This window comes from Kribbella sp. NPDC043289, from assembly GCF_056436705.1.
In genome coordinates this window covers 47,945-64,026 of record NZ_JBWKCB010000001.1, presented here as the reverse complement: position 1 = coordinate 64,026, position 16,082 = coordinate 47,945, and the positions used below count along the sequence as shown (strand labels likewise).

Here is a 16,082-nt window from a genome sequence, read left to right as displayed (position 1 = left end):
GGTGCCGGGCGACGCGCTGGCCCGCGCCAGATACGGCCTAAGCTGGGCCGATCATGGGGTCGACGACATCCGAGGCCGGCGATCAGTCCCGGCTTCGTCAGCTCAACGAGCGGGCCGTGCTGGCCGCGGTGCGGTCGGCCGGCGAGCTGCGGGTGGCGCAGATCGTTGAGCACACCGGCCTCGGACGGACCGCCGTCGAGGAGGTGTTGTCCAGCCTCGTGACCCGTCGATGGCTGGCCGAGAGCAGTCCGGCTGTTCGAGGTCGCGGCCGTCCGGCCCGCAGCTACCGGTTTCGTACCGAGGCCGGATACATCGTCGGGCTGGACATCGGCGCGTACTCCGTGCGCGGCGTGCTCGCCGATCTCGGCGGCCGCATCCTGGCGAGCGCCCGGCAGTCCGTGACCCCTGAGGCGTCGCGGCGCAAGAGACTGGCAGCGGCCGACCGGGTGATCGCCGATTGCGCTGGTGAAGCAGGGATCGCGGCGAGCCGGGTCTGGGCAGTCGGCGCCGGCACCACTGGACTGATCGATGCCTCCGGCATCGTTGTGCAGGCCAACGCCATCCCGGACTGGGCCGGCGCGAACCTGACCGAACACTTCGCCCAGGGCCCGGCGCAACTCGTTGTCGTGGACAACGACAGCCAGCTCGCCGCCCTGGCCGAACAGCGGCGCGGCGCGGCGGCCGATGTCGCGGACATGGTGCTGCTGCACGCGGGCCGGCGTACTGGTCTGGCCCTGGTTCTCGACGGCCGACTGCGGCGTGGCGCCCACGGTGCCGCCGCGGACATGTCGGCGCTGCCCGCGGTCGCCTGGGAAGTAGCGATCGAGCACCTGCACGCGGTCGTATCACCGGAAGTCCCGATCGCCCAGCGTGCCGAGCAAGCCTTCGCCGCCGCCCGCGAGGGGAACCGAGCAGCGCAACGAGCGGTACGGCGCTATGCGCAGGCGATGGCCGTCGCAGCCGCGACCGCGATCGCGGTCGTCGATCCACGACTGCTCGTTCTCGGCGGTGCGTTCTCGCAAGCGGCCGACGTACTGATGGACCCGCTCGCCGCCGAGCTGGCTCGGCTCTGCCCGCGCCTGCCCGAGCTGCGGGCGTCGTCGCTCGGGGACAGGTGCGTGGCGATCGGCGCGGCGTGCCTCGCGCTGGATGCGGTCGACGAGCGGCTGCTCGCGCCGGCTCGCGGACCGCTCCCGGTACTCACGGCCCGCAGTATCTGACGTTCGCTTTTTGTTCAGCAGGCGATTGACGCGCATCCGCACCGGCGGTTATTAATGTCGGGAAGAGGCAATAATGAACACTAATGCGCGTCCCTCCCTCCCGCTCAGGAAGTAGGTCTGCAGTGAACAGTCGGATCCGCCGCCGGACGTTCCTCACCGCCACCGGGGCAGTCGCCACCGCAACCGCCGTCGGCGACATCGCCTACGCCACCCCGGCGGCACTCGACGACGCTTCGGAGTACGTCGACGTACAGCTGCTGAACATCACCGATCTGCACGGTTATCTGCAGCCGACGACGCCGAGCCAGGGCAGCGTCATCACCGGCGCCGGCGGGGTCCAGGTGACCGTCGGTGGCGTCGGCTACATGGCCACGCACCTCAAGCGGCTGCGCGAGGGCCGGCCGAACTCGCTCTTCTTCTCGTCCGGCGACAACTTCTCCGGCTGGCCGTTCGAGGTCGACGCGCACGCGAACGAACCGACCGTCGAGGCGCTCAACGCGCTCGGGCTGCAGTTCAGCACGGTCGGCAACCACGAGCTCGACCAGTCGGTCGACTTCCTGATCGATCACATGGAGCACGGCAAGCCGTACGCGGTCAGCGGTCGCGACGACAACTTCGTCGACTCGACGGGGCATCGCTTCCGGGGCGCGAACTTCCGGTTCTACACGGCGAACATGGTGCATGCCGACTCCGGCCGGACCATCCTGCCGCCGTACAACATCGAGTGGGTCGACGCCGGGCGCGGCCGCAAGCTGCCGATCGCCTTCATCCACCTGACCGTCGTCGGCACCGAGGTGGGATCGACGTCGTACCAGCCTGGTCTGCGCTCGTTGTCCGACCTCGAGCAGGCCAACAAGCTGGCGGCGCAGCTGAAGAAGCGCGGCGTGAACGCGATCGTGATCAACATCCACGACGGCGGCGTCGCCGGTAACGACTACAACGCCGGTACGAATCCGTCCGGACCAGTGTTCCAGCTCGCCGCGAACGCGTCGCCCGACATCGCCGCGATCGTCACCGGGCACTGGCACTGCCGCTTCAACATGATGGTTCCCGACCCGAACGGCGTACCCCGTCCGGTGGTCGAGGCCGGCAACCACGGGTCGTTGATCAGCGAGATCAACCTGAAGCTCGATCCGCGCAGCGGAGAGGTCATCCGCGAGCTCACCACTTCGACCAATCACGCCAACAGCCGCGACGTACCGGTCGACCCGGAGCTCCAGTACATCGCCGACTACTGGAGTGCCCAGGGCAAGAGGCGGTACGCCGCCCCGCTGGCGCGCGTCACCGGCGACTTCACCCGGACCCCGAACGCGTCGGGCGAGAGCACCATGGGCAACCTGGCCGCGGACTTCGCGTACTGGGACGCGAACCAGAATCGCGACGGCCAGGCCGACCTGGCGCTGATCTCGGTCAAGCCCGTCTCCGGTTCCAACGCGCTGACCGGCGATCTCCTGTACGCCAAGGGCACCAACGCGTCCGACACCGACGGCACCGTGCTGTTCGGCGAGGCCTGGAACGCCTTCGGGTACGGCAATCCCGTGCTCACCGTCACGCTGCCCGGGACCCAGCTGCACGCCGCGCTCGAAGCGCAATGGGTACCGCAGGCCAACGGCACCGAGAAGTTCGCACCGTTCGCCGTCTCACACAACGTCAGCTACCGCTACGACACGTCCAAGCCCGTCGGTCAGCGCGTCGACGCGGCCGACGTACTGATCGACGGCAAGCCTCTCGATCTCACTCGCAACTATCGCGTAGCGGCGCTCGCTTACACCCTGATCGGTGGCGACGGGACAACGGTGTTCACGGGCTTCACCGACCCGGTCCGCAACGACCGCGACCACGAGGGCTTCATCGCCTACCTCCGCGCCAACCCGGTACTCACCCCAGCGCCACTCGATCGCGCGCAGCCGGTCTGACAACGCCCGAGCGATCGGTACCCGCCGACTACCCCTCACCGCATCGGCCAGCATCGCTGCTCGGTGCGGTGGGTGGCGAGGTAGTCGGCCAGTGCGAGCGCCCGCAGGTCCTGGTGATGCGGTACGGCGAGTTGGGCCCCGATCGGCAAACCCGCGCTCGACCACCCGGCGTTGACCGTCATCGCCGGGTGCTGGGACATGTTGTACGGCACCGTGAACGCGATGTGCTCGAAGGGCTTCGCCGGATCGTTGGTCGGATAGGCGAGCTCGGCCGGGAACGCGGTGATCGGCGCGACCGGCGACAGAATCACGTCGTACGTCGTGAACACCTGCCCGACCGCCGCGGCCATAGCGCCCATCTGGCTGTGACCGTTGAAGACGTCGAACGCGGACAGATCGCCGGCCGTCGCCACCCACTCGCGGATCTGCGGCAGCACCTTGGCCCGGCGATCCTCGGGCAGCGCCGCGATGTCGCTTGCGGACCGCACCCGCCAGAAATGGTCCAGCCCGTCGAGCATCTCGCGACTGATGATCGGCGCGATCGGCTCCACGATCGCGCCCGCCTGCTCGAGGAGCGCGGCCGTCGACGAGACCGCGGCCGTGACCTCCGGATCGACCGGCAGGCCGGCGCCCGCGTCGAGCAGCAACGCGATCCGCAGACCCTTGAGCTCGACCTCGAAGGCGTCGGACGCGCGCGGGATCGACGTGTGGTCACGCGCGTCGTACCCGGACATGACGGACAACGCCAGCGCCGCGTCGGGCGCCGTCCGGGTCAGGGGCCCGATCGCGCGACCCGGGTACGGGTTCCCGACCGCGATGCGCCCGTGGGTCGGCTTCAGCCCGACCAGTCCGCACCAGCCGGCGGGCAGCCGGATCGACCCGCCGATGTCCGTGCCGACGTGGATCGGACCGTACCCGGCGGCCGCTGCGGCCGCTGCGCCGGCGCTCGATCCGCCCGCCGTCCTGGACAGATCCCACGGGTTCCGCGTCAGGTGATGGAACGTGGACACCCCGGACGAGAGCATCCCGTACTCCGGCATCGTCGTCTTGCTGAAGATCACCGCGCCGGCGGCCCGCAACCGCGCTGCCGCCGGTGCGTCCTCGGCCGCCGGGATCAGCTCGGTCGCCGCGGTCCCCTGCGGCACCGGCGTACCCCGGGTCGCGATGTTCTCCTTCACTGTCACCGGTACGCCGTCCAGCGCGCCCGCCGTACCCTCGCGCCAGCGGCGCTCCGACTCCTGGGCCGCGACCCGGGCACCCGACGGGTCGAGGGCGTACAGCGCGCAGATCCGCGGCTCGACCTCCTGCACCCGCGCGAGCACGGCGTCGACGACCTCGACCGGCGAGACCGACGCATCGGCATAACGGGACAGCAGTTCGGTGGCCGTCAGGTCCGCGAGGTTCATGCAGCGCTCCCTAGTCCTGGGTCGAAGCTGGTCCTGGGGTCGAAGCTGGTCCTGGGGTCGAAGCCAGTTCGGTGGGTCGAGGCTAGTTCGGTGGGTCGAAGCGGCCGTCGACCGCGGTCCAGCCGCCGTCGACCGCGAGCACGCTCCCGGTCACGAAGCTCGCCGCGTCCGAGGCGAGGTACACGACCGCTCCGGCGAGCTCACTCGGTTGGGCCCAGCGTCCCAGAGCACCCTTGCGCGCGTAGGCCTCGTACCAGCTCTGGTCGGCCTTGATCTGCGCGGTGAGGGGTGTCTCGACGACACCGGGCGCGATCGCGTTCGCGCGGATACCGGACGGACCGAGCTCGGCGGCTGCGGTACGCAGCAGCTGGACGAGCCCGGCCTTGGTCGCGGCGTACACCGACTGCCCCGGTTCCACGGTCGTCCCGCGGATCGAGCTGAACCCGATGATGCTGCCGCTCCCCCGCTCGGCCATCCCCTTCCCGAACAAGCGCACCAGCTGGAACGACGCCCGCAGGTTCAGCGCCACCACCCGGTCGAACTCCGCGCTGCTGTAGTCGAGAATCCGCTTCCGCACGTTCGTGGCCGCGGTGAACACGAGCACGTCCACCGGCCCGAGCTCGGCCACAGCCCGCTCGATCGCCGCATCGTCCAGCACATCCAGCTCGTACGCCGCCAGCTCGGTCCCGGCCGTCTCACGGGCAGCGGCGAGATCCCGATCCGCACAGGTCACCCGAGCACCGTGCGCGGCCAGCGCGAGCGCACTCTCGCGCCCGATCCCACTCCCCGCACCGATCACGACCGCATGCTTCCCGTCCAACCGGAACAAGTTCGCGTAATTCATCGGGTCACCTCTCACGGGCGCGGGCGGATGATGGCCATCCGGGTCGTGGTGAGTTCCTCGATCGCGAAGCGCGGGCCTTCGCGGCCGGTGCCGGAGTCCTTCACGCCGCCGTACGGCATCACGTCGGAGCGGAAACCGGGGACCTCGTTGATGACCACGCCGCCCACGTCGAGCCGGTCGATCGCCGCGAACGCGGTGTCGAGCGACGACGTGAAGACACTCGCGTGCAGCCCGTACCGCGTCGCGTTCACGGCCCGCAACGCGCTGTCGACGTCCGGCACCGACCGCACCGCGATCACCGGCCCGAAGATCTCCTCGTCCCACGCCGGCAACCCATCGGGTACGTCGGTCAGCACGATCGGCCCGAGGACCTCGCCCAGAGAATCGTCCAGAGAATCGCCCGGCGCCTCGTACGCGATCGAGGCGCCGGCGTGCACCGCGTCCCCGACCCACTGCCGCACGCGATCGGTCGAGGCGGGGTTGATCAGCGCCGACACCCGCGTCTCCGGATCGCGCGGGTCGCCGACGACCACGCCAGGCAGACGCGCGCCGAGTTTCTCCAGCAACTGCGAGCGGATCGACTCGACCGCGATCACCCGTTGGACCGAGATGCAGGCCTGCCCGGACGCGTAGTACCCACCGCGAACGATCGCGTCCGCCGCCGCGTCCAGGTCTGCGTCGTCGGCGACGACCAGCGCCGAGTTGGACCCGAGCTCCAGGAGAGTCTTCGTCGGCGCAGCGTCCCGAGCGATCTGGTGGCCGACCGCGGCGGATCCGGTGAACGACACGGCGCCGATGCGGCCGTCGGTGGTCAGCGTGGCGCCGACCTCCGGGCCGCCGGTCACCACCTGCAAGGCGCTCTCTGGTGCACCAGCTGTCCGGAGTGCGGAGCGCATCAGGTGGGCGAGCCAGAGCGTCGCGAGGGGCGTCTGCGGCGCGGGCTTCACGATGATCGGGCACCCTGCCGCGAACGCCGGTGCAATCTTGTGTGCCGCGAGCAGCAGCGGATAGTTGAACCCAGTGATCCCGACGACCACGCCGATCGGCTTCCGAACCCAGAAGCCCTGCAAACCCTCACCACTCGGCAGCAGATCGAGCGGCACGGTCTCGCCGTGCAGCCGGGCGACTTCTTCGGCGGCGGTCTCCAGCGTGAGCAGCGTCCGATCGATCTCGACCCGGCAGTCGACCAACGGCTTGCCGGTCTCGAGCACCAACAGCTCCACGAACGCGTCCCGCTCGGCCAGCACAGCGGAATGCACACTCTGCAAGACCTTCCGCCGCAGGTACGACGGAAGCCGGCCGACCGTCTCGCGAGCAGCGACCGCATGATCGAGTGCCGTCCGCGCCAGCTCAACGTCACCGACCGGCGCGTCCGCCACCACGGAACCGTCGTACGGGAAGATCACCGGGGTCGTGGCCGGTGCCGCGATCCAGGATTCGCCGATCGGCAGGCCGGTGGGGAACTTCATGCCGGATCTCCCTTCGCGAGCAGGTCGGACGTGGTCGCGCCGGAGAGGGCACGCTGGAGGGTCGGGATGGCCGAGACCAGGCGCTGCGTGTACGGGTGCTGCGGGGCGGCGTACACGTCGCCGGTGTAGCCGGTCTCGACGATCTGGCCGGCGTTCATCACCGCGACGCGATCACAGACGTGTTTGACCACCGACAGGTCGTGCGAGACGAACACCAGGGTCAGGTCGAGCTCGTCGACCAGGTCCGAGATCAGGTTGAGCACCTGGGCACGGACCGAGACGTCGAGCGCGCTGACCGGCTCGTCCGCGATCAGGATCCGCGGGCGTGGCGCGAGGGCGCGGGCGATAGAGATGCGCTGGCGTTGGCCGCCGGAGAACTGGTGCGGGTACCGGTCGCCGGCGTCCGCGGACAGGCCGACGGCCTCCAACAGCTCGCGGACGCGCTCGCCGGAGGCGGGATGGCCTTGGGCGACGAGCGGTTCGGCGATGATGTCGCGGACCCGCATCCGAGGGTCGAGTGAGCTCATCGGGTCCTGGAAGACGAGCTGGAGGTTCTCCCGGAGGAATCGCAGCCGCCGCTCCGGGAGGCGGGTGATGTCGGTGTCCTCGACGATCACGTGACCTGAGGTGGCGCGGTCGAGGGCGGCGATGATCCGGAGCAGCGTCGACTTGCCGCAGCCGGACTCGCCGACGATGCCGAATCGCTCGCCCTGCTTGACTTCCAGGCTCACGCCCCGCAGCGCGTGCACGACCGGGGCAGGCCGTAGCACCGAGGTCCGGGGGCGTGGATAGTCGCGGACCAGATCGACCACCTGGATGGCAGTCGGTGTCTCGTGGGTCGCGGTCATCGGGTCAGGCATCGACGCTCCCGGCTGGGTGATGGCAGGCGAAGCCGTCGGTCCCCGAGCCGGTCCACTGCGGCATCTCCTCGCACAGGGCGGTCGCGTTCGCGCAGCGGGTGCGGAAGACGCAGCCGGTCGGGAAACGCCCGGCCGGTGGGACGTTGCCGGGGATCGTGGTCAGTCGGCGAGACGTGGTCTCCAGGTCGGAGGCCGCCAGCAAGCCTTGGGTGTAGCGATGGCGGGGGCGCGTGAACACCTCGGCGACCGGACCCGACTCGACTACGCGGCCGCCGTACATCACCAGGACGCGTTCGCAGACCGTGGCGACGACGGCGAGGTCGTGGGTGATGAAGAGGAGCGCGGACGACCGGTCCACGACGCCGCGAACGATCAGGTCGAGAACGAGGGCCTGCACGGTGACGTCCAGCGCGGTGGTCGGCTCGTCGCAGATCAGCAGCGCCGGATCGTTGGCCAAGGCAAGGGCCAGGACGACGCGCTGACGCTGGCCGCCGGACAGTTGGTGCGGGTACGCCCTGGCCGTCTCGGGCGGCAGTTGCACCCGTTCGAGGAGCTCGGCAGCGGCAGTCTGAGCCGCCGACTTCGTCTTCGTCTTGTGGATCAGCATCGACTCGGCGATCTGGTCGCCGACCCGCATGGTCGGGTTCAGCGCGGTCATCGGCTCCTGGAAGACCATCGCGATCTCACGACCGCGGACCCGGGACATCCGCCGCTCGTCCGCCGCGACCAGCTCGTGGTCAACGCCGTCGAGCCACACCGAGCCGTCGGCGCGGACGTCCTCCGGCAGAAGCCCGAGAATGCTCAGCGCGGTCAGCGACTTGCCCGACCCCGACTCGCCGATCAGGCCGACCCGCTCCCCCGCACCGACCGTCAGGTCGACATCGGACACCAGCGCGGTGTCCCGCACCGACACCGACAGCCCGCGCACCGTGAGTACGTCGTTCATCCACGTCCTCGCTTCGCTGCGGGCGCGGATGAACGACAGCGTTCGCGGTCTTGAATGATGAACTCGCTGCGCTCCTTCATCTGCGGTCCTCCAGCTTCGGATCGAACCGGTCGCGCAGGCCGTCACCCAGCAGATTGAACCCGAGGACGGCGACCGCGATCGCGACACCCGGGAAGATCGCCAGCCGTGGCGCGCTGAACAGGAACTCCTGGCTCTCCTGCAGCATCCGCCCCCACGACGGAGTCGGCGGCGGCGTCCCGTACCCGAGGAACGAGAGCGCTGCCTCGGCCAGCACCGCGATCGCGAACGACACCGACGCCTGCACGGTGATCAGGCTCGTCACGTTCGGCAGCACATGCCGTACGGCGATCGGCCACGGCTGCCGTCCCGCGGCGCGCGCCGCGAGCACGTACTCGGTCCGCATCACCTGCAGCGCCCCGCTCCGGATCACCCGCGCGAAGCTCGGCACCGAGGCGATGCCGATGGCAACCATCGCGGTCAGCGTGCCGGCCCCGAACACGGCACCGAACATGATCGCCAGCAGCAACGCCGGGAACGCCAGCAACAGGTCGTTGGCGCGCAGGATGAACTCGCTCGGCCACCGGCGCACCATCGCCGCCAGGATCCCCAGCGGTACGCCGATCAGCGCGGCGACACCGACTGCGACGACTCCGACGAACAGCGTCGTACGCGACCCGACCATGACCTGGCTGAGCACGTCCCGCCCGAACTTGTCGGTCCCGAACCAGTGCGACCACGAGGGCTTCAGCAACCGCGACGCGGGGCTCACCAGCGTCGCGTCGTACGGCGTCCAGACGAACGACAGCAGCGCCATCAGCACGATCACGCCGACGATCACGCCGCCGACGACCAGGCTCGGGTTCAGCCGCTTCATGCTGCCGTCCTCAGTCGCGGGTCGAGAGCGGCGTACAGCAGGTCGACGAGGAAGTTGACCAGCAGTACGGCGATCACGAGGATCATCACCACGTCTTGGACGAGCAGCAGGTCGCGGTTCGACACGCCGTCCAGCAGGAGGCTCCCGAGGCCTGGGATCACGAACACCCGCTCGACGACGACCGCCCCGATCAGCAGGGTGGCCAGCTGCAGCCCGAGGACCGTCACGACGGGCACGGCCGCGTTGCGAAGGCCGTGTTTCCACAGGGCCTGGAACGGGCGGAGGCCTTTCGCGCGGGCGGTTCGCAGGTAGTCCTCACGCAGTACGTCGAGCACCGCGCTGCGGACGTAGCGGGTCAGGACGGCGCCCTGGACCAGACCGAGCGAGAGCGCGGGCAGGATCAGTTGCTTCAGGAACATCGCCGGGTCCTGGGCCGGTGGCGTCCACCCGTTGGCCGGCAGCCAGCCGAGCTTCACCGCGAACACCACGATCAACAGGATCCCGGCGAGGAACGCCGGTACGGCGACACCGAGCTGCGAGACCGCGGACAGTGCGAGCCCGGAGACCTTGCGATGCCGCGCCGCCATCACGGTCCCGGCCGGCACCGCGACCAGCAGCGCGACGATCATCCCGGCGACGACCAGCCACAGGGTCACCTGCAGCCGGTCGAACACCTGCGGACCGATCGCCACCTTCGAGATGTACGACGTCCCGAGGTCACCGTGCAGCAGTCCGCCGAGCCAGTCGAAGTACTGCGTCGGCAGCGGCCGGTCGAGGCCGAACTGCTGCCGCAGCTCGGCCACCGCCGCGTCCGAGGCGTTCACGCCGAGCGCGACCCGGGCCGGGTCCCCGGGCAGCACCGCCATGAACGCGAAGACCAGCACCGAGCTCACCACAAGGCTGACCAAGAACACTGCCGCGCGCTCGATCAGGCGGAGAATCATCGCGCGAGCTTGGAGAGATCGAAGTTCTCGGTGATCGCGTTCGTCGGCAGGCCCTTGATGTTCTTGTCCGCGACCACCAGGTTCGGCAGCAGGAACAGCCAGTCGCCCGCGGCCTGTTCGGACAGCCGGCGCGCCGCCTTCTTCATATTGTCGACCTGCGCGGCCTCGTCCCCGGTGTCCGCCGCGGCCAGGTAGCCCTGCAGCGTCGGGTCGTCGTACCGGGTGTAGTACTTCGCGTTGAAGACCGCACCGAGGTCGCGCGGCTCGACGTGCGCGATGATCGACATGTCGTAGTCGGCGTTCTTGAAGACCGTGGTCAGCCAGGCCGCCGGGAACTCGAGCTGGTCGATCTTCACCTTCAGCCCCGCCTGCTCCAGCTGGCTCTTCACCACCTGGCCGCAGGACGTTGCGTAGGGCAACGTCGGCAGCCGGAGCCGGAGCGTCTTCCCGGCCGCACCCGACGCCTGCAGCAACGACTTCGCCTTCGCCAGGTCGTACGGCGCGACGCCGGTGAGGTCCTCGTACCACGGGTCGGTCGGCGGGACCATGCTGCCGATCAGCTTGCCGCGACCGGCCCAGCAGGTGTCCAGCAGCGCCTTGTGGTCGATCGCCATCCGGATCGCCTGCCGGGTGCGGAGGTCCTTGAACACCGGGGCCGCGTTGTTGAAGGACAGCAGCACCTCGCCGTTCGTCGTCCCCTCGATCACCTGGTACTTGGCGTTGCTGGTGAACTGGCTCAAGGCCTCCGGCGCCTGCACGGTGCCGATCACGTTGATCGTGCTGGTGAGCAGCGCGTTGTTCAGCGCGGTCGCGTCCTTGAAGTACTTCAGCGTGATCTGCTGGAAGAACGGCTTGCTGCCCCAGTAGGCGTCGTTGCGGACCATGACGATCGAGTCGCCGCGGTTCCACTTCGAGAACTTGAACGGGCCGGTGCCGATCGGGGCGGTCGCCAGCGTGCTGACGCCGCTCTCCGAGAACATCGCGCCGATCCGGGTCGTCATCCGGAACAGCCAGTCGTTGCTCGGCTTGGCGAGCGTCACCTGCAGCTGGGTCGGCGACAGTGCCTTCGCCTGCGCGACGACGTCCATCGCCGACTTCAGCGACGTCGTCCACGCCGTCTTCACCCGGTTGATGCTGAACACCGCGTCGTTCGCGGTGAACTGCTTGTCATCGGTGAACTTCGCGTTGTCGACCAGGTCGAACGTGTACGTCTTGCGGTCCGGCGACACCGTCCACGACTTCGCCAGCGACGGCACGATCTTGCCGGAGTCGTCCTGCTTGACCAGCGTCTCGTAGACGTTGCCGAGCAGCACCTGCGGGATCGCGGCACCGTCGGTGGTGGTGAAGTCCAGGCTGGCCGGCTCGGCCACCAGGCCGATCGACAGGTTCTGATCACCACCCGGGGAGCTGCCGGACGACGTACTCGACCCGGCCGAACAGGCGCTGACGGCCAGCAGCGCCGCCGCGGCGAATGCGACCGCACGGGTGGGAAACTTCACGCGAACTCCTCCAGTGCTTCGGACTGTCGCCGCATTCTGACGAGCCACCCCCGCCGGGCCGACCCCGGCCACGCCGGTACGGCGGACTTCGCCGTCCAGCTGTGACTGGTCAGACCAGTGGACTAGGTATCAGTGGGCCACTAGGTTTGTCGCACCACACCGCGCTGTCAAGGCGATTGGGGGCGCATCGGATGACAAACAATTCACACAGCACTTCACGGGGCAGTTCTGAGGGCCCGCGGTTCGAGCCCGTGCAGCCTGTGCGCGCGTACCAGCGGATCGTCGAGCAGGTCGAGGACGCGCTCGCCCGCGGCGTCCTGACCCCGGGCCAGCGACTGCCGAGCGAGCGGGAGCTGGTCGCGCAGTTCGCGGTCAGCCGGTCGACCGTCCGGGAGGCGCTGCGGGTGCTGGAGAGCAACGGCGTGGTCCGGTCCCGGCCCGGCGACCCGAACGGTCCGGAGGTCCTGCCGTTCTCCCAGGCCGCGTTGCGCAAGCAGATGGTCCGGCTCGCCCGGGTCGACGAGCTGACCCTGAGCGAGCTGATCGGCTTCCGGATGATCATGGACGGCGCCGCCATCCAGGTCGCCTCCCGGCTGCGCACCCCGGAGCAGCTGGACGAACTCGAGGCGACCCTGGTCGCGATGCGGGAGGCGATCGACGTCGACTTCGACGCGTTCAGCCAGGCCGACCTGGCGTTCCACGAGCTGATCGCGCAGATCAGCCGGAACTCGCTGATCCAGATCTGCAACGAGGTGGTCCGCGGCGTCGTCCTCGGCCTGATCTCCGACAAGATCGCGCACGCGCCGAACGGCCGCGCCCTGATGCTGGAGTCGCTGCACCACCACGCCGAGGTCGTCGATGCGATCCGGGCCGGCGACGGTCACGCCGCCGCCCGGCTCGCCCGGCAGAACATGCTCGACTACTACGCCGGGTATGTGCCCGACTCCGAGCAGGAAACCTTGCGTGCGCTCGTAGAGGACTGACGAAGACCGTGGCATTCTGACGGAATTCGGTTCACTGCTGTGGGGGGCACCGCGTGAGCAAACCTGCGATTCTCACTGTCGACGACGACCCGATGGTCTCTGCGGCCATCTCCCGGGACCTGCGCCGCCGGTACGGCGACGACTACCTGGTGGTCCGGGCGACCTCGGGCGATCAGGCGCTCGCCGCGCTCACCAAGCTCGCCCTGCGCGGCCAGGCGATCGCGCTGATCGCCACCGACCAGCGGATGCCCGGGATGACCGGCATCGAGCTGCTCGAACGCGCCCGCGAGCACGCCCCGAGCGCGAAGTACCTGCTGCTGACGGCGTACGCCGACACCGAGGTGGCGATCCGGGCGATCAACGACATCGGCCTGGACTACTACCTGCTGAAACCCTGGGACCCGCCAGAGGACCAGCTGTTCCCGGTCGTCGACGACCTGCTCGGCGACTGGCAGCACGCCAACCCCGAGCACACCTCCGACGTCCGTGTGATCGGCAACCGCTGGTCCGACCGCGCCCACGACATCAAGACCTTCCTGGCCCGCAACCACGTCCCGTACCAGTGGTACGACGTGGACCGGGACGCCGAGGGCAGGCGCCTCAAAGACCTCGCCGACGCCGCGGACACCGACCTCCCGCTGATCCTCACCCCGGAGGGCGACACGCTCCGCTCCCCCGCCGTCCTCGACCTTGCGTCCGCGCTCGGCCTCCGCACCCGAGCCGAGCAGCCGCTGTACGACGTCTGCATCGTCGGCGGCGGACCGGCCGGACTCGCCGCCGGCGTGTACGCCGCGTCCGAGGGCCTGAGCACCGTGATCGTCGAGCGCGAGGCACCGGGCGGCCAGGCCGGCCTGAGTGCCGCGATCGAGAACTACCTCGGCTTCCCGCGCGGACTCACCGGCTCGGATCTCGCCCAGCGCGCGGTCGCCCAGGCCTCGCGGTTCGGCGCCGAGATGGTGCTCGCCCGAACGGTCGTCGGTCTCGAGTCCCGCGGCCCGGTGCACGCCGTACTGTTCGAGGGCGCCGGCGAGATCGAGGCCCGCGCGCTGATCGTCGCGACCGGCGTCTCGTACCGCAGCCTCGACGTCGAGGGCCTCGGCGACCTCACCGGGCGCGGCGTCTACTACGGCGCGACCGCCAGCGAGGCCAGCCAGGTCCAGGGCGACGAGGTGTACATCGTCGGCGCCGCGAACTCGGCCGGCCAGGCGGCGCTCAACCTCGCCCGCTACGCCAAGCGGGTCGTCCTGCTGGTGCGCGGTACGTCGCTGGAGAGCTCGATGTCGCGGTACCTGGTCGACAAGATCAGCAAGGCGACCACCATCGAGGTGCGCTGCCGGACCGAGGTGACCGGCTGCCGCGGGGACGACCATCTCGAAGGCCTGACGCTGACCGACCGCGCTTCCGGCCGGGTCGACGAGGTGCCGGCTAGCTGGCTGTTCATCTTCGTCGGCGCGATCCCACACACCGACTGGCTCGGCGACGCCGTCGCGCGCGACGCCAAGGGCTTCGTCGTCACCGGCCCCGACCTGGTCACGCTCGGGCGGTGGCCGCTGCCGCGCACGCCGTACGCGCTGGAGACCAGCGTGCCCGGGGTGTTCGCCGCCGGTGACGTGCGGCTCGACTCGATGAAACGGGTGGCCTCGGCGGTCGGCGAGGGCGCTATGTCGATCTATCTGGTCCACCGCTACCTTGCGACCGTCTGATGCGCGCCGCGGACCTGCGTGACATCCCGCTGTTCGCGGGCGTGAGCGACGCGCAGCTCGAGGAGCTGATCGCCGGGAGTACCGCCGTACCGATCGAGCTCGGCACGGATCTCTTTCACGAAGGTGAGCCGGCCGACTTCTGGTGGGTGCTCGTCGACGGCGCGATCGCGCTGCACCGCAAGATCGGCCGCGAGGACACCGTGATGGGCAAGATGGACGTCCCCGGCCGCTGGGCAGGCGGGTTCCGCGCCTGGGACGAGCACGGCCTGTACCTCGCGAGCGGCCGCGGGGTCGCGGAGGGCCGGGTACTGCGGGTTCCCACCGACCTCCTGCGGGAGCGGATCGACGCCTGGTTCCCGCTCGCCGGGCACCTGATCAAGGGCGTGTACGGGACCGCCCGCGCGATCGAGTCGACGGCCCGGCAACGCGAGTCGCTGATCACGCTCGGCACCCTGGCCGCCGGACTCGCGCACGAGATCAACAACCCGGCCGCGGCGGCCTCACGGTCCGTCAGTGCGCTGGACACCGCCTGCGTCGCGCTGCTGTCGGCGCTGCGCCGGCTCGCTGAGGGCGACGTGACAGCCGCGCAGTTCAGCGCGCTGGACGAGCTCCGGCTCGAGCTCGGCTCCGGTACGGCGGTGCCGGACCCGGTCGATCTCGCCGACTACGAGAACCTCATTTCCGACTGGCTCGACGACCGCGGCGTCGGGCAGTCGTGGTTCATCGCGCCGGCACTCGCCGCGGCCGGTGCGACCACCGAGTGGTGCGAGCGCGCCGCCGACGTACTCGGAGACGCGCTGGAGGCGGGTCTGGCGTGGGTGGCCAGCACCCTGTCCGCGGCGACGTTGCTCGGAGAGGTCAAGGAGTCGACGCGGCGGATCACCGAACTGGTCGCCGCGGTCCGGTCGTACTCACAGATGGATCGCGGCTCGATCCAGACCATCGACGTGACCGAAGGCATCGAGAGCACGCTGGTGATGCTCGGGCACAAACTCCGCGGCGGCGTCGAGGTGGTCCGCTGGTACGGCGCCGACGTACCGCGGATCGACGCGTACGCCGGGGAGCTCAACCAGGTGTGGACGAACCTGATCGACAACGCCGTCGACGCGATGGACGGCACCGGCACGTTGCGGATCGCGACCCGGACCGAGGACGACCGGATCATCGTCGAGTTCACCGACACCGGCGCGGGGATGCCGCCCGAGGTCGCGGCGCGCGCGTTCGAGCCGTTCTACACGACCAAGGACGTCGGCAAGGGCACCGGTCTGGGGCTCGACATCGCGCAGCGGATCGTGGCCGAACACCACGGCGGCACGATCGCCATCACCTCACGACCCGGTGAGACCACGCTGCAGGTGCGGTTGCCCCGGCAGCCCGCCGGCTGACCGGTACCGAAG

At 69.7% G+C, this 16,082-nt stretch carries 13 protein-coding genes; 5 read left to right on the top strand and 8 right to left on the bottom strand.

The features are described 5' to 3' along the window. Positions 1-53: 53 nt before the first annotated feature. Both AC0662_RS00270 and AC0662_RS00265 read left to right on the top strand, forming a co-directional pair. Positions 54-1,220 (top strand): ROK family transcriptional regulator, encoded by a 1,167-nt coding sequence (locus AC0662_RS00270; protein WP_478297456.1) that lies wholly within the window; start codon positions 54-56, stop codon positions 1,218-1,220. Positions 1,221-1,342: 122 nt separating this feature from the next. After that, complete coding sequence (locus tag AC0662_RS00265; RefSeq protein WP_478297454.1) at positions 1,343-3,136, top strand: bifunctional metallophosphatase/5'-nucleotidase; 1,794 nt, start codon at positions 1,343-1,345, stop codon at positions 3,134-3,136. Between the two features lie 35 nt (positions 3,137-3,171). Here AC0662_RS00265 and AC0662_RS00260 read toward each other — a convergent pair whose 3' ends face one another. The 8 genes from AC0662_RS00260 to AC0662_RS00225 form a co-directional block, all read right to left on the bottom strand. After that, positions 3,172-4,542: an amidase gene (locus AC0662_RS00260; protein ID WP_478297452.1), complete on the bottom strand. Its 1,371-nt coding sequence runs from the start codon at positions 4,540-4,542 to the stop codon at positions 3,172-3,174. An 82-nt stretch (positions 4,543-4,624) separates the two neighbouring features. Beyond that, a complete protein-coding gene (locus AC0662_RS00255) occupies positions 4,625-5,386 on the bottom strand; it encodes an SDR family NAD(P)-dependent oxidoreductase (protein WP_452203186.1) in 762 nt (253 codons plus the stop codon). Positions 5,387-5,397: 11 nt separating this feature from the next. Then, entirely contained in the window at positions 5,398-6,855 is a 1,458-nt protein-coding gene (locus AC0662_RS00250) for an aldehyde dehydrogenase family protein (protein ID WP_478297450.1), read from the bottom strand. Then, entirely contained in the window at positions 6,852-7,715 is an 864-nt protein-coding gene (locus tag AC0662_RS00245) for an ATP-binding cassette domain-containing protein (RefSeq protein WP_478297448.1), read from the bottom strand. The genes AC0662_RS00250 and AC0662_RS00245 overlap by 4 nt, the downstream gene beginning before the upstream one ends. Next, positions 7,708-8,661 carry an ABC transporter ATP-binding protein gene (locus AC0662_RS00240; protein ID WP_478297446.1) on the bottom strand — a complete coding sequence of 318 codons (954 nt, stop codon included), beginning with the start codon at positions 8,659-8,661 and terminating at the stop codon, positions 7,708-7,710. The genes AC0662_RS00245 and AC0662_RS00240 overlap by 8 nt, the downstream gene beginning before the upstream one ends. Before the next feature lie 76 nt (positions 8,662-8,737). Beyond that, a complete protein-coding gene (locus tag AC0662_RS00235) occupies positions 8,738-9,556 on the bottom strand; it encodes an ABC transporter permease (RefSeq protein WP_478297444.1) in 819 nt (272 codons plus the stop codon). Next, on the bottom strand, positions 9,553-10,500 hold the full coding sequence (locus tag AC0662_RS00230) for an ABC transporter permease (protein WP_452203191.1): 948 nt from the start codon (positions 10,498-10,500) through the stop codon (positions 9,553-9,555). The genes AC0662_RS00235 and AC0662_RS00230 overlap by 4 nt, the downstream gene beginning before the upstream one ends. Further along, complete coding sequence (locus AC0662_RS00225; RefSeq protein ID WP_478297442.1) at positions 10,497-11,999, bottom strand: ABC transporter substrate-binding protein; 1,503 nt, start codon at positions 11,997-11,999, stop codon at positions 10,497-10,499. Before AC0662_RS00225 ends, AC0662_RS00230 begins: the two co-directional genes overlap by 4 nt. 251 nt (positions 12,000-12,250) lie before the next feature. Between AC0662_RS00225 and AC0662_RS00220 the strand changes: the two genes are divergently transcribed. The 3 genes from AC0662_RS00220 to AC0662_RS00210 are packed head-to-tail and all read left to right on the top strand — an operon-like array spanning position 12,251 to position 16,070. Then, positions 12,251-12,982, top strand: coding sequence for a FadR/GntR family transcriptional regulator (locus AC0662_RS00220; protein WP_478297440.1), 732 nt, complete (start codon positions 12,251-12,253; stop codon positions 12,980-12,982). Between the two features lie 53 nt (positions 12,983-13,035). Then, positions 13,036-14,685: an NAD(P)/FAD-dependent oxidoreductase gene (locus AC0662_RS00215; protein WP_478297438.1), complete on the top strand. Its 1,650-nt coding sequence runs from the start codon at positions 13,036-13,038 to the stop codon at positions 14,683-14,685. Next, positions 14,685-16,070, top strand: coding sequence for a sensor histidine kinase (locus tag AC0662_RS00210; RefSeq protein ID WP_478297436.1), 1,386 nt, complete (start codon positions 14,685-14,687; stop codon positions 16,068-16,070). The genes AC0662_RS00215 and AC0662_RS00210 overlap by 1 nt, the downstream gene beginning before the upstream one ends. Positions 16,071-16,082: the final 12 nt, after the last annotated feature.

Bases quoted from the DNA above. Each gene is read 5' to 3' on its own strand.
- AC0662_RS00270 (WP_478297456.1), top strand. From the start codon at position 54: ATGGGGTCGACGACATCCGAGGCCGGCGATCAGTCCCGGCTTCGTCAG.
- AC0662_RS00260 (WP_478297452.1), bottom strand. From the start codon at position 4,542: ATGAACCTCGCGGACCTGACGGCCACCGAACTGCTGTCCCGTTATGCC.
- AC0662_RS00255 (WP_452203186.1), bottom strand. From the start codon at position 5,386: ATGAATTACGCGAACTTGTTCCGGTTGGACGGGAAGCATGCGGTCGTG.
- AC0662_RS00250 (WP_478297450.1), bottom strand. From the start codon at position 6,855: ATGAAGTTCCCCACCGGCCTGCCGATCGGCGAATCCTGGATCGCGGCA.
- AC0662_RS00245 (WP_478297448.1), bottom strand. From the start codon at position 7,715: ATGCCTGACCCGATGACCGCGACCCACGAGACACCGACTGCCATCCAG.
- AC0662_RS00240 (WP_478297446.1), bottom strand. From the start codon at position 8,661: ATGAACGACGTACTCACGGTGCGCGGGCTGTCGGTGTCGGTGCGGGAC.
- AC0662_RS00235 (WP_478297444.1), bottom strand. From the start codon at position 9,556: ATGAAGCGGCTGAACCCGAGCCTGGTCGTCGGCGGCGTGATCGTCGGC.
- AC0662_RS00230 (WP_452203191.1), bottom strand. From the start codon at position 10,500: ATGATTCTCCGCCTGATCGAGCGCGCGGCAGTGTTCTTGGTCAGCCTT.
- AC0662_RS00210 (WP_478297436.1), top strand. From the start codon at position 14,685: ATGCGCGCCGCGGACCTGCGTGACATCCCGCTGTTCGCGGGCGTGAGC.